This window comes from Psychroflexus sediminis, assembly GCF_900099815.1.
GTDB classification, from domain to species: Bacteria; Bacteroidota; Bacteroidia; order Flavobacteriales; family Flavobacteriaceae; genus Psychroflexus; species Psychroflexus sediminis.
On record NZ_FNCW01000003.1, the window covers coordinates 73844 to 87227 of the forward strand.

A 13384-nucleotide genomic window follows, 5' to 3' on the forward strand; every position below is an offset into this window, starting at 1 on the left:
TATTATTTTTAACCAAAAATCGGCGCTTTTGAATGAACTTATTTTAGAACTCTCAGAAATCAACCCAAGAGAATTTTTTGGACACAACAATGTAAATATTGAACTTGTTAAGAAATACTACCCCCAGCTTAAGCTTGTAGCGAGAGGAAATAAGATAAAAGTCTTTGGCGATGAAGAGCGTCTTGAAGAATTTGAGCAGCGTTTCCAGATGCTGACAGATCATTTTACTAAATTCAACTCCTTAGATGAAAATGCGATAGAGAGAATTTTAACCAGCCAGTCCAAAGCAGATTATGATGCCCCCATTTCTTCAGGAGATGTTTTAGTGCATGGTGTAGGAGGCAGGCTCATCAAAGCTCAAACAGCCAATCAGCGAAAACTGGTCGAACAGATGAATACCAACGATATGGTGTTTGCTATTGGTCCTGCTGGTACTGGAAAAACCTATACTGGAGTGGCTTTAGCCGTGCAGGCTCTGAAAAATAAACAAGTCCGTAGAATCATTCTTACCCGTCCTGCTGTAGAAGCTGGAGAAAATTTAGGATTTTTACCTGGTGACCTCAGGGAAAAACTGGATCCTTACATGCAGCCGCTCTATGATGCTTTAAGAGATATGATCGCACCAGAAAAATTGGAGAGCTATATCGAAAAAGGAACTATTCAGATTGCTCCACTGGCTTTTATGCGAGGAAGAACCTTAGATAATGCCTTTGTGATTCTGGATGAAGCCCAAAACACCACTCATCCCCAGATGAAAATGTTTCTCACGAGGATGGGTAAAAATGCCAAATTCATGATTACAGGAGATCCGGGTCAGGTAGATTTGCCAAAACGCGCCATTTCTGGCCTTAAAGAAGCGCTGCTGGTGTTGAAGGATATCAAAGGAATTGGCATGATTTACCTGGATGATAAAGATGTGATTCGCCACCGACTCGTCAAAAAAGTAATTTCAGCTTATAAAGCTATAGAAAATCAGGATTAAACTATGAGTGCTACACTTTTATCAACTCAGTTTCAACTTCCCGATCAAATCGATTTTTATAAAGGGAAAGTCAGAGAGGTCTATACATTGGCTCAAAATAAAATAGTGATTGTTGCGACAGATCGACTCAGTGCTTTCGATGTGGTCCTGCCACAAGGCATCCCTTATAAGGGTCAGATTTTAAATGAAATTGCTTCCGAAATGCTTCAAGCAACCCAGGACCTTGTTCCCAACTGGCTGGAAGCAGTTCCAGATCCTAATGTAAGTGCAGGGGTGAAGTGCCAGCCTTTCAAAGTTGAAATGGTAGTTAGAAATTATTTGGTTGGTCATGCTGCCAGGGAATATTTTGCTGGTAAACGCGAACTTTGTGGTGTAGAATTTGAAGAAGGCTTAAAGCTGAACGCTAAGTTTGATGCCCCAATTATCACCCCGACAACCAAAGCAGAGCAAGGCGAACATGATCAAGATATTTCCAGAGAAGAAATTCTCGATCAGGGGATTGTAAGTCAGGCCGATTACGAGGTTTTAGAGGATTATGCGCTCAAATTATTTCACAGAGGAACGGAACTCGCTGATAAAAGAGGTTTGCTGTTGGTGGACACCAAATATGAATTTGGTAAAACTCCCGAGGGTAAAATTGTAGTTATTGATGAAATTCATACCCCGGATTCTTCACGCTATTTCTATAAAGAAGGCTATGAGGAGCGACAGGCTAAAGGTGAAAAGCAAAAGCAATTGTCCAAGGAATTTGTCAGAGAATGGCTAATGGAAAACGGTTTCCAGGGAAAAGAAGGACAGGAAATTCCTGAGCTTACACCAGAAGTGGTCAATTCCATAAGCGAAAGATATATCGAGCTTTACGAGAAAATCACCGGAAAACGCTTTCAAAAGGCAGATGTGAATTCCATGGAAACCCGAATTTTGAGCAATATTGAAGACTATTTGAAGTCCTAATTTCTTTTCATTTCGGCTCTTCGCATCGGCATGCTATCTACAATTTCAAAAACTTGCTGAGGCTGTACCGGAATTCTAAAAGTTTGTTTTATGGTTTTGTCCAAACCGATTAAATACAGCTGAGGAGCAGAGGCAGCCTTAAAATCCGGCTTGTTTTTTTCAATAAAGGCTTCGCTTTTTTCACTTGAATTAAAAATTGCTTTTACATCTCCGTCTATTAGTGTAAAAATAGCTAGCTTTCTTTCTTCTAGTTCTTCGGTGTCTTCCTTTAAAGTATCGATTTGCTGTTTTACTTCTGCCGTAAATTCTGAACTGCTAATAACAATAATGCGCCTGTCGTTAAATCCCTGTGGTATATTCATAAGACTGATAAAAAATATTAATATAAGTGTTTTCATGATTATTTTTGCTTCTGATTGATAATTTCAGCAAGGAGTTTTTTGGCTCTAAGCAGCCTGACTTTTACATTTGTTAAGGGTTGTTCTGTGCGAATAGCAATTTCTTTATAACTCATTTCTTTGAAGAATCTCAATTCAATGACTTCTCTGTAATGGGGTTGCAATTCCTTGATTTGTCTTAACAGGTTGCTTAGATTTTGCTCATTAATGATTTTATCTTCGACGGTTGGTTCAATATCTGCAATCTGAGAAACTCCTTTCGAATCAATTTCTGAAGTTTTCAGCTTTTGTTTTCGTGTAAGGTCGATATGAATATTTTTAGATATTGTTATTAACCAGGTTTTAAATTTAAAAGTCTCTTCGTAAGTTTCAATTCTATCGAAAGCTCTGGCAAACGTCTGTACAGTAACTTCTTCAGCCTCATAAGCATCCTTAGTGCGTTTTAATTGAAACTTGTAAACATCCTCCCAAAAATAATTCAGTAAAATCCTGAAAGCCTTTTGATCAGACTGTTTTGCCCTAAAAATGAGTTCGTCTATGTTTGGTTTCACTGCCACGATTTTTGTTTTTTGAATCTGCTATTGACACCAAGGCCAATTTGCAAGCATAGTAAACAGGCTTCTAAGATAGGCCATATAAATAAAACCGATTTTGAGACCTTCAAAGTCTTGCCATAATTTACGATGAGCAGGCTTTTGCAGATGACATAAATTACTAAAATAACTGCTGCAATTTTTGAGAAATGGGTAAAAAGTAACAGCACACAAGTTAACCAAAACACAGCATGAGAAATATGATAAAGCCCCAGGAATAACTGGTTAGTTGGTTTGTAATAAGGCGCTGTTGAATAATGTCTGAGCTTTTGTTTCCACCAGGACCTCCAAGAAGTTTTTGGCTGACTTATCACGAAACTATCGGAACTAAGGCTCACTGTTATCGTAGATTTATCTGAAATCTGCTGTATTAATAAATCATCGTCTCCAGAAGTTAGATGTTTTTCATTTTCAAAATTTTCGCTGTCTAAAAAAAGGTTTTTAGTATACATCACATTTCGGCCTACACCCATATAAGCCTTATTATCTATGGCCTGAGATAAATATAAACCTGCTGTTTGCAAAGTTTCAAATTGTATGATGAAATTTAAAAATGAAGAATGCTGTAGATACGGAGAGTAACCAAGCACACAGGATGTTGATGGTGACAACTGAGCACACATGCTTGAAATCCAGTTTTCGGAAACTGGTCGGCAGTCTGCATCTGTTAATAAAATCCTTTCGAAACTTGAAGCCAGTACGCCTGTTTTTAGGGCATCTCGCTTAGAGTTTGATGTGTTTTCCCAAGGTCGAATCAGCTTGAGATTAGCGAAGTTCTCCTGATATTTTTTGATGATTTCTGAAGTTAAATCCGTTGAAAAGTCATCAACGATGATCACTTCAAACTCAAAATACTTTTGATTTAAAACGAATTTAAGGTTTTTTGAAAGGTTTTCTGCTTCATTTTTGGCACAGATAACTATGCTAACCGGGGTCTTGGTATTTTTATGCGGAGAGGGTGGGGATGTATGTTTTGAAAATAGACCGACAATCTTAAATTGCTGAATCAGAATATAAACAGTTGAAATCAAAAAAAGGAGAAGAATGATTTTCAACCATTTGAGTTTTAAGTGTTATTTGGTTTTATCCACACCGCTGCAGTCAGTCTGTTCATCCGGGGTTTTACCACAATAACTGCAAGATTCACCACTTTTGTTTAAAAAGGGGCTTTGACTTGCACAGGTTCCAGCAAATTTCCCATCTTTTTTACCCCAAATTTTTATAGCTATACCAGCGACAGCTAAACCTAAAAGCACGATAGTTATAAGTAATAATTTCATACTGCAAATTTAATACATGTAGAACTAATCCAAACAAAATTGAGGTTTTATCTTGTTTTTTTAACGTTAACTTGAAGAAATAGGTTTAAAACACATTGACTTCAGTTTCCAGAGCAATACCGAATTTATTTTTGACTTCTTTTTGAACACGTTTTGCTACTTTTTCAATATCTTTTCCACTTGCAGTTCCATAATTCACCAGTACTAAAGCTTGTTTGGAATGAACACCCGCATCTCCTTTTCTGAAACCTTTCAAGCCCGCTTTTTCAATAAGCCAGCCCGCCGGTATTTTTACTGTATTTTCATCAATTTTAAAATTGGGAACCTCGGGAAACTCAATTTGAATTTGTTTTAAAATTGAATTCGGAACCACGGGATTTTTAAAAAAGCTTCCACTATTGCCAATTTCTTGCGGATTTGGTAGCTTTGATTGTCGTATTGCAATCACAGCATCAGATACTTCCTGAATGCTAGGTGAAGTAATGCCTTTGGCACTGAGTTCGGCCTGGATAGAACCATAATCTATATGCAGCTGATGATTATTCTTAGACAATTTGAAAACCACACTGGTAATGATATACTGGTTCTTGAATTTAGATTTGAAGATTGAATCTCTATATCCGAATTGGCAATCTTCTGTATAAAATTTTTCTTTTGAAAGGGTTTGTCTATTGATGGTTTCACAATAGACCATGACATCTTTGAGTTCAACCCCGTAGGCGCCTATATTTTGAATTGGTGACGTCCCAACATTTCCGGGAATAAGTGATAAATTTTCCAGCCCCCCAAAATTATGATCTAAACAGAAATTGACAAAATCATGCCAGTTTTCACCAGCACAGGCTTTTATCAGAACATGCTCAGGTTGGTCATCCAACACTTCAATGCCTTTGAGATCAAGGTGAAGAACTGTTTTTTTAATGTTTTGGGTAAGAAGCATATTACTGCCTCCTCCCAAAACAAATAATTCTGAAGTATAAAAGCGTTTCAATATTTCTAAAAGCTCCTCTTCATTCTGGACAGAGATGAACTGATGTGCTTTCACATCTATTCCAAAGGTATTGTAGGGCTTTAAAGAAATATCTTTTTCAAGCTTCATTTATCTATTATTATAAGCTTGCAATCCCATTTTTAAAATAGAAACTGCTTTCATTAAATTTTGTTTTTCCAAAACGTAGGCAATTCGTATTTGATTTAAACCCATACCTGGAGACGAATAGAAACCAGCCGCTGGAGCTACCATGACGGTTTCACCATTTACATCAAATTCTGATAACAGCCATTTTGCAAAATCCTCGGTATCTTCCACCGGTAGCTGGACAACGCAATAAAATGCACCCTTGGGTTTTGCAACTTCAACCCCATCTATAGCCTCCAAAGCTTCGATAAGTGTATCTCTTCGTTCTTTATATTCCTCATTCACTTCCAGGAAATAATCATCGGTGGTATCTAGAGCAGCTTCACTTGCAATTTGAGCAAAGGTAGGGGGGCTTAACCTGGCTTGAGCAAATTTGAGTGCTGTGGCCATCAATTCTTTGTTTTTGGAGACCATGCAGCCTATGCGAGCACCGCACATGCTGTAGCGTTTAGAGACAGAATCTACCATAATGGCATGATCTTTTAACTCGGGTAAGCTCATTATTGAGTGGTGTTCTACACCATCATACACGAATTCCCTGTAAACTTCATCAGCTACGATGAATATATCATGTTTTAGGGCCAGGTCTGCTAATTTTTGAATTTCATCTTGAGTATACAAATACCCAGTTGGGTTACCTGGATTACAAATGATTATAGCCTTGGTTCTGTCTGTGATTTGAGCTTCAAATTCACTGATAGGAGGGAGGGCGAAATTATTCTCAAAATGAGATTCCACAGGTTTAACTGTGACGCCTGAAGCTACAGCAAAACCGTTATAGTTAGCATAAAAAGGCTCAGGAATGATGACTTCATCACCAGGGTCGGTAATACTGCCCATTGTGAATAAAAGTGCTTCAGAGCCGCCTGTAGTAACTATAAGATCTTCAGCCTTGACCTCAATTCCATTTTTTACATAATATTTGGCAAGTTTTGTTTTGTAAGAATCAAACCCGGAAGAGGGACTGTAAGACAAAATATCCAGATCACTGTTCTTAACAGCATCCAGAGCTACTTTGGGCGTAGCAATGTCAGGTTGACCGATATTTAAAAAATATATTTTTTTTCCTTCTTCTATAGCTTTATCTGCAAACGGGGCCAATTTTCTAATTGGAGATTCAGGCATTTCGAGACCTTTAAAGGATAGTTTGGGCATAGTTTTATTTTTTTACAAATGTGGTGATTTTAAATAGTAACTGCAAGATTCCTAATGTTCAAAAGCATTTAAAAAAGCTTTAAAGACTTGCTAATTTTCCTTCTGAAGCAAGATTTAGACTTATCTTTATATTTTATATGATGAGAAGCAAAACATTTATTTATCTCATTCTAATAATTTGGAATTTCGATTTGGCCTATTCTCAAAGTCAATTTGAATTTGATGATCAAGATAAAAGAGCTGTTACATTAAAATTCGACTCTGTTAACAATCTGATTATTCTTTCAACCTTGTTAAATGGAGAATTCATCAATTTCTTAGTCGATACCGGAGTCAATAAAACCAAAGTTTTTGCTCAGCCAAAAGATTCAAGTCTTCTGGAAAATGCAGAATATATATCCATGCGAAGTCTTGGGAGTTCGGAGCCTGTAAAAGGCTATAAAACCCAAAATAACACTATCGATTTCGGTCCCATTACGGGTAAAAATCAGGAAGTTTATTACATCACCGACCCTCGCTTTGATCTGGCTGGTAAATTAGGTGTCAATGTTCAGGGCATCATTGGCTATGAATTGTTTAAAGGCTTTATTGTTCGACTGAATTATAATAATGAAAGTCTCAGGCTATATCAACGCCATAAGTTTAACAGAAAACTGCGAAGATTTGATAACATCAATTTCAGACTTATCCGTAAAAAACCTCATATCAAAACCGCTGTTGAATTTTTAAACGGCTCTGAAAAGGATCTGGTGTTCCTTTTAGATACAGGGTCCAGTGATTCTTTCTGGCTGTTCGAAGATAAAGATGTACCCGTTCCCGAAAAGGCTTTTACCGATTTTGTGGGCTATGGATTGGAACTTGCTATAGAGGGAAAGCGAACCAAATTTAAATCTGCCAAAATTGGTGACTATAAGTTGCCAGCGCCAAGAGTTGCCTACATAGATTCAATTTCTGCACAATTGTTTACTGCAGATCGATTTAAAGATGGCATTATAGGTTCTGAAATTTTAAGAAGATTTGTCTGGTTTTTTGATTATGAGAGTCGAAATTTATATCTGAGATCAAATCGAAATTTTAACGATAATACCAATTATGACCGCAGCGGCTTAATTTTGATGTACGTGGGTGATGAAATCACCAAGACAAGAATACCCGTTATGGTGAGAGTTGATGACGAAACAAACTATAACTCCTCAAATGCAGAAAATAAATTTGAAATAAGACTTCAAATCTCTAAGATTCTTCAAGTTTCTCAGATTCGACCTAACTCTCCAGCTGCAGGTATTGATATCAAAATAGGCGACAGAATTTTAAAACTAAACGGAAAAACAGTCAATAATATGTCGCTGGAAGACATCAATACTTTATTGAGCAGCGAAGAAGGTAAACGCATAAAAATACAGATTAAAAGAGGTGATAATATTCTGAAGAGAGAACTTTTTTTAAGCTCTCAGCTTAATAAACTTTCCGATAATTAGGGCAAACAATGACTTTTCCTTTAAGGGAAGTGTTTTTTGTTCTGCTTGAGGTAAAGACGCTTAAGGGTTTCCGGACAGGTCCTTTGCGTCCAAAGTCTTAGATAGCTCTTGTACGGGCCTTTTTTATTTTGACCAAAAACCAGGAGAGAAATAATACACAAAAAAAAGCGAAAAGTTTTACATGAAGTAAATGTACTCCACAATTTTATACCTTAATTTCTCTTCATATTCTAAATCTTAATTTTTTTAGTTTACAGACTTATGAGTAATTTCGCCATTCAAAATAATTTCTAAGCATGTCAAGCAAACTTGAATATAATTCAAAAGAATCTGAGCAAAAATGGTATTCCTTCTGGGAAAAACACGAATTTTTTCATTCGGAAGTAGATGAAAGGGAAGCTTATTCTATAGTCATTCCTCCACCAAATGTTACAGGGGTATTACATATGGGGCATATGCTCAACAATACTATTCAGGATGTTCTTGTAAGACGAGCAAGATTGCTTGGGAAAAACGCCTGTTGGGTACCTGGGACGGACCATGCGTCTATCGCTACTGAAGCCAAGGTTGTCGCTAAGCTAAAGGAAAAGGGCATTTCAAAATCAGATTTATCTCGAGAAGAATTCTTAAGCCACGCCTGGGAATGGACCAATGATTATGGAGGCAGAATATTGAATCAACTCAAGAAACTTGGCGCATCCTGTGACTGGCAGAGAACCAAATTTACCCTGGATGATGACATGTATGAATCTGTAATTCAATCGTTTATAGATTTACACAACAAGGGTTTGATTTACAGAGGTTACCGCATGGTAAACTGGGATCCTGAAGCTCAAACGACCTTGTCTGATGAAGAAGTCATTTACAAGGAAAAACAGGGTAAGCTCTATTATATTTCCTACAGTTTAGAAAATTCAGATGAAAAATTAACCATAGCTACTACACGACCAGAAACCATATTTGGAGACTCGGCCATCTGTATTAATCCAAACGATGAGCGTTTTAGCCATCTTAAGGGGAAAAAAGCTATCGTTCCGCTTGTTGGGAGAAGTATTCCAATTATTGAAGATGAATACGTGGATATGGAGTTTGGTACAGGTTGCCTGAAGGTGACACCAGCTCATGATGAGAACGATAAAATTCTGGGCGATAAACATCAACTTGAAGTCTATGATATTTTTAATCCCGATGCGACCTTAAACAGCTTCGGAATGAAGTATGACGGCCAGGATCGTTTTGAAGCCAGGAAAAACTTTGTTAAAGATCTAGAACAAGAGGGGTTTATAGTGAAGGTTGAAGAGTATACCAATAAAGTGGGAACTTCAGAACGAACCAAAGCTATCATCGAGCCCAGGCTCTCCGACCAGTGGTTTTTGAAGATGAAAGACCTTGCTCAGCCTGCCATAGATGCTGTTCTGAAGAGCAATGAGATACAATTGCATCCCAAGAAGTTTGAAAATACGTACAAACATTGGATGGAAAATATTCGGGATTGGAATATATCTCGCCAGTTATGGTGGGGACATCAGATACCCGCTTTCTTCTATGGCGATGGAGAAAACGATTATGTGGTTGCCAAAACCAATGAAGAAGCTTTGGTGATGGCAAAAGAAAAATCTGGAAAAGACTTGAGCTTACAGGACCTTAGACAGGACGAAGACGTTTTGGATACCTGGTTTTCCTCCTGGCTCTGGCCAATGAGTGTTTTTGATGGCATCAGAAACCCGGAAAATAAAGAATTTCAATATTACTATCCTACCAATGATTTAGTGACCGGACCAGATATTTTATTCTTCTGGGTAGCACGTATGATCATGGCAGGTTATGAATACACCAACCAAAAGCCTTTTGAAAACGTGTATCTCACAGGTTTAGTGAGAGACAAGAAAAGGCAAAAAATGTCTAAATCTTTAGGGAATTCACCAGATGCCCTGGAGCTAATAGAAAATTACAGTGCAGATGGTGTTAGAGTTGGACTGCTTCTCAGTAATGCAGCAGGCAACGATTTGCTGTTTGATGAATCCCTTTGTCAACAGGGGAAAGGATTTAGTAATAAGATATGGAATGCCTTCAAACTGATTAGGTCCTGGGAGATAGATGCTGATATTGAGCAGCCAGAATCTTCTAAAAAGGCTATAGAATGGTACGACTCAGTTTTTCAGGATAAGCTCAGGGAACTGGAAGACCATTACAGTAAGTATAGAATGTCTGATGCCTTAATGGCCAGTTATAAGTTGGTTTGGGACGATTTTTGTTCCTGGTTTTTAGAAATTATAAAACCTGCATATCAACAGCCTATAGATAAATCAACTCTCGACTCGGCAATTGGATTTTTTGAAGATAATTTAAAAATTCTACATCCTTTCATGCCGTTTGTCACCGAAGAGCTATGGCATCAAATCGCTGAACGAAAGCCAACCGAAGCCTTAACTGTTTCTACCTGGCCAGTACAAAAACCATACGATGCTCATCTTATTTCTGAATTTGACTTTGCTTCTGAAGTTATTTCAGGAATAAGAAGCATAAGAAAGGAGAAAAACATAGCTTTTAAAAACCAAATCGATCTGGTTGTCCTTAATAATGAATCCGTTACAACAGCCTTAGATGATGTTATTCTTAAAATGGGAAATATTCAGAATCTGACCTATACAGATTCGCCCGTGGACGGCAGTCTAACATTTAGGGTAAAGTCCAATGAATATTTTATACCTGTGGAAGGTGCTATTGATGTTGAAGCTGAAAAAGAAAAGCTGAAAGAGGAACTGAAATATTATGAGGGTTTTTTGAAATCTGTTGAGAAAAAACTTTCCAATGAACGATTTGTAAGTAATGCGCCAGAACAGGTCGTTAATATTGAGAAACAAAAGAAGGAAGATGCTTTAGCTCAAATTGAAACGATTACCAAAAGTTTGAGTAGTCTTTAAAACTGAAATCTTATTAAAATCCTAAAAAAAAAGACCAGTTTAATCGACTGGTCTTTTTTATTCTAGCGGGAATTCATCTTCTAAATGAAGACGAGCCAGTTGTATGTATCTTATTTTAGACTCTCTTTTAGTAAATCTTTTTACCTGAAATATGGCATTTGCTTTGAAAGCATCTACCAGTTGTTCCCCGTTGATGGGGTTTTGGGTGACTTTAAGGTCAGATTCATTCTTAGCCTGTTTGTAGTAAGCATAAAAATAAAGAAGAACATCCTGAGGAAATTTCTGTTCGGTCTCACTTACCTTGATATAGGCAAGTTCGAATAAACGGTCTAAGTCTTCTTCAGAATACCTTTCCAAATCCATTCTAAGCTTTTTTAGAGATAATAGACTTTCCTCCTTTTACTTTATCATTTATGCTAACAGATATCTCGCTATTCACCGGTAGAAATAGATCTACACGAGAACCAAATTTGATGAATCCTGAATCTTGGCCCTGAATGGCCATTTCGCCTTTCTTAGCATAATTTACAATTCGCTTTGCAACTGCACCTGCTATTTGTCTGTACAGAATATTTCCAAAATTTTTTGTCTCTATTACCACAGTCGTTCTTTCGTTTTCTTCGCTGGATTTTGGATGCCAGGCCACCAGAAATTTACCCGGATGATATTTGCTGTATAAAATTTTCCCTCCAATAGGATAACGCGTGACATGTACATTAATCGGTGACATGAAAATGGATACCTGCAGTCGTTCTCCTTTGAAATATTCAAGTTCATTGACCTTTTCTATGGCAACGACTTTACCGTCTACAGGAGACAGAATCTGATTTTCATTTTTATTAACCCGGACTTTAGGGTTTCTGAAAAACTGGGCTATAAGAATGAATATGACAAAGCTGATAATAAAAATGATCGTGATGATCAGTTGATTTTCTTTGCCAAGAAATGAATTTGCCAGGAGATTGATGGTAATTAAACCAATTAAACTCCATACTAGAATTTTATAGCCTTCTTTATGAAACATAATCTAAGAGTAAAATAAATATAAAAACAAATGTACTGGAAAAAAGCATACTATCCATTCTGTCGAAGATCCCGCCGTGTCCAGGCATGATTTTACCACTGTCTTTCACATCTGCTTTTCTTTTGAATTTGGACTGAACTAAGTCTCCAAGGGTGCCAAATATGCTGACGATAATTGCAAGCATCACCCAGGCCCACCATGATAATAAATCGATATAAATAAAAATAAGGTAACTCACGATGACTGAAGCTATAGCTCCTCCAAAAAATCCCTCAATTGTTTTTTTGGGAGAAATCCTTTCGAACAGCTTATTCTTTCCAAAATTCTTTCCTACCAGGTAAGCAAAGGAGTCATTTGTCCATATGAGGACAAAAGTTCCAACAAGGACGTATTCGTAGTTTTCCTTATAAACAGGAATCATGGTTAAGAAGATGATAGAAGGAACAATATAAAAAAGGGTAAGCAAATGCTTTCTGCCATCGAAAATGGGAATATCATTTAAGGTATACAAATCTTTCAATAAAAACAGCTTAACCACCAAAGTCATTGCCATATAAGTGATGAGAAGTGGAAGATAGACTTCTGTGAAATTAAAATAATAAAGCAATACCACTAAGGATACGTAAGAAATTATATTTCTAAAACGAAGTAGCGTTTGAAACTCTTTTAAACAAATAAAACCGACTATGGTAAAAAAAAGAAGCAGGAGATAGTGACTCAAAAAAGCAGTAGAAACTATGATAATAATATATAAAGCACCAGTAATACTCCTTTTAAGAATTTCGGACATTTGCTATAAATCTTCTAGAAGGAGCAAATATAAATTTTTTGGAATACTTCCATAGCTCATAAAATCAGAATCTTTTTTTTCATCAAAGGTTTTGATAGTTGTGATGTTTGTAGGAAGGTTTCTGTCCTGTCGTTTGTTGATTTGTTGAAGACCTTCACCGATGGTTTTTATGAGTTGGCTAGTTTTAGCAATAATTATGAAATTTGGAGGTAAGTCTGATAGTTTTTTATCTCCCATCTGACTTGAACTTACTAATATAGCGCCCGTATTAGAAATTAAAAACTCACAATCTGAAAGAAAGAAACAAGCTTCTAAATTCTTATTAAAGGTAAGTTTTGTATGATCAAATTTAGAATAGATGTCTGGTTTGCTGCAATATACCTCGCATTCATCCCATTCGTTTTCTTTTAATATTTCGGAAAAATTCAGCCTTAATTCGTTTTCGTTTTCACAGTATAAAAACTTACCGCCATTTTTTTTGAAATTTAGCATAAACTCCTCATCGATAGGGATTTCAGGTCTAGGCATGAATTTACCTATCTCGTTACCGTTCTCGTCAGTGACTTCTTCTTCGGTATCAATACCTAAAATGCGTTTTAAGAAGTTCATAAAAATTGCATAAATTTTATCCAAATATACATATATTTAAATATAAAGAAAAACCTGAA

The 13384-nt window shown here is 36.8% G+C and carries 14 protein-coding genes; 4 read left to right on the forward strand and 10 right to left on the reverse strand.

Features of this window, described 5'->3' with window-relative positions; genetic code table 11:
* Window positions 1-28: 28 nt before the first annotated feature.
* Complete coding sequence (locus BLP81_RS03265; protein WP_093365640.1) at window positions 29-982, forward strand: PhoH family protein; 954 nt, start codon at window positions 29-31, stop codon at window positions 980-982.
* A 3-nt stretch (window positions 983-985) separates the two neighbouring features.
* A complete protein-coding gene (locus tag BLP81_RS03270; protein WP_093365642.1) occupies window positions 986-1936 on the forward strand; it encodes a phosphoribosylaminoimidazolesuccinocarboxamide synthase in 951 nt (316 codons plus the stop codon).
* Here BLP81_RS03270 and BLP81_RS03275 read toward each other — a convergent pair.
* From BLP81_RS03275 to BLP81_RS03300, 6 genes are all read right to left on the reverse strand, one after another.
* Window positions 1933-2334, reverse strand: coding sequence for a DUF4174 domain-containing protein (locus BLP81_RS03275; protein ID WP_093365644.1), 402 nt, complete (start codon window positions 2332-2334; stop codon window positions 1933-1935). The genes BLP81_RS03270 and BLP81_RS03275 overlap by 4 nt on opposite strands.
* A 2-nt stretch (window positions 2335-2336) precedes the next feature.
* Window positions 2337-2891: an RNA polymerase sigma factor gene (locus tag BLP81_RS03280; RefSeq protein ID WP_093365646.1), complete on the reverse strand. Its 555-nt coding sequence runs from the start codon at window positions 2889-2891 to the stop codon at window positions 2337-2339.
* On the reverse strand, window positions 2882-3982 hold the full coding sequence (locus BLP81_RS03285; RefSeq protein ID WP_093365647.1) for a glycosyltransferase: 1101 nt from the start codon (window positions 3980-3982) through the stop codon (window positions 2882-2884). The genes BLP81_RS03280 and BLP81_RS03285 overlap by 10 nt, the downstream gene beginning before the upstream one ends.
* A gap of 18 nt (window positions 3983-4000) precedes the next feature.
* A complete protein-coding gene (locus BLP81_RS03290; RefSeq protein ID WP_093365649.1) occupies window positions 4001-4207 on the reverse strand; it encodes a membrane or secreted protein in 207 nt (68 codons plus the stop codon).
* Between the two features lie 85 nt (window positions 4208-4292).
* Entirely contained in the window at window positions 4293-5306 is a 1014-nt protein-coding gene (gene murB, locus BLP81_RS03295) for a UDP-N-acetylmuramate dehydrogenase (RefSeq protein ID WP_093365650.1), read from the reverse strand.
* Window positions 5307-6500 carry a pyridoxal phosphate-dependent aminotransferase gene (locus BLP81_RS03300; protein ID WP_093365652.1) on the reverse strand — a complete coding sequence of 398 codons (1194 nt, stop codon included), beginning with the start codon at window positions 6498-6500 and terminating at the stop codon, window positions 5307-5309. It lies immediately after the preceding gene.
* A 140-nt stretch (window positions 6501-6640) separates the two neighbouring features.
* On the opposite strand from BLP81_RS03300, the gene BLP81_RS03305 reads away from it, so the two are divergent.
* Window positions 6641-7978 carry a pepsin/retropepsin-like aspartic protease family protein gene (locus BLP81_RS03305; protein ID WP_245686402.1) on the forward strand — a complete coding sequence of 446 codons (1338 nt, stop codon included), beginning with the start codon at window positions 6641-6643 and terminating at the stop codon, window positions 7976-7978.
* Between the two features lie 296 nt (window positions 7979-8274).
* On the forward strand, window positions 8275-10902 hold the full coding sequence (locus BLP81_RS03310) for a valine--tRNA ligase (RefSeq protein WP_093365656.1): 2628 nt from the start codon (window positions 8275-8277) through the stop codon (window positions 10900-10902).
* A 57-nt stretch (window positions 10903-10959) separates the two neighbouring features.
* Here the strand turns inward: BLP81_RS03310 and BLP81_RS03315 are convergent, their stop codons facing one another.
* The 4 genes from BLP81_RS03315 to BLP81_RS03330 are packed head-to-tail and all read right to left on the reverse strand — an operon-like array spanning window position 10960 to window position 13349.
* Window positions 10960-11265, reverse strand: a complete 306-nt coding sequence (locus BLP81_RS03315; protein ID WP_093365659.1) for an acyl-CoA-binding protein — start codon at window positions 11263-11265, stop codon at window positions 10960-10962.
* A gap of 1 nt (window position 11266) precedes the next feature.
* A complete protein-coding gene (locus BLP81_RS03320; RefSeq protein ID WP_093365661.1) occupies window positions 11267-11926 on the reverse strand; it encodes a phosphatidylserine decarboxylase family protein in 660 nt (219 codons plus the stop codon).
* The gene (locus BLP81_RS03325; RefSeq protein WP_093365664.1) at window positions 11916-12716 is read right to left on the reverse strand and encodes a phosphatidate cytidylyltransferase; all 801 of its coding nucleotides are present in this window, start codon (window positions 12714-12716) and stop codon (window positions 11916-11918) included. Before BLP81_RS03325 ends, BLP81_RS03320 begins: the two co-directional genes overlap by 11 nt.
* 3 nt (window positions 12717-12719) lie before the next feature.
* The gene (locus BLP81_RS03330) at window positions 12720-13349 is read right to left on the reverse strand and encodes an LUD domain-containing protein (RefSeq protein ID WP_245686403.1); all 630 of its coding nucleotides are present in this window, start codon (window positions 13347-13349) and stop codon (window positions 12720-12722) included.
* Between the last annotated feature and the right edge of the window lie 35 nt (window positions 13350-13384).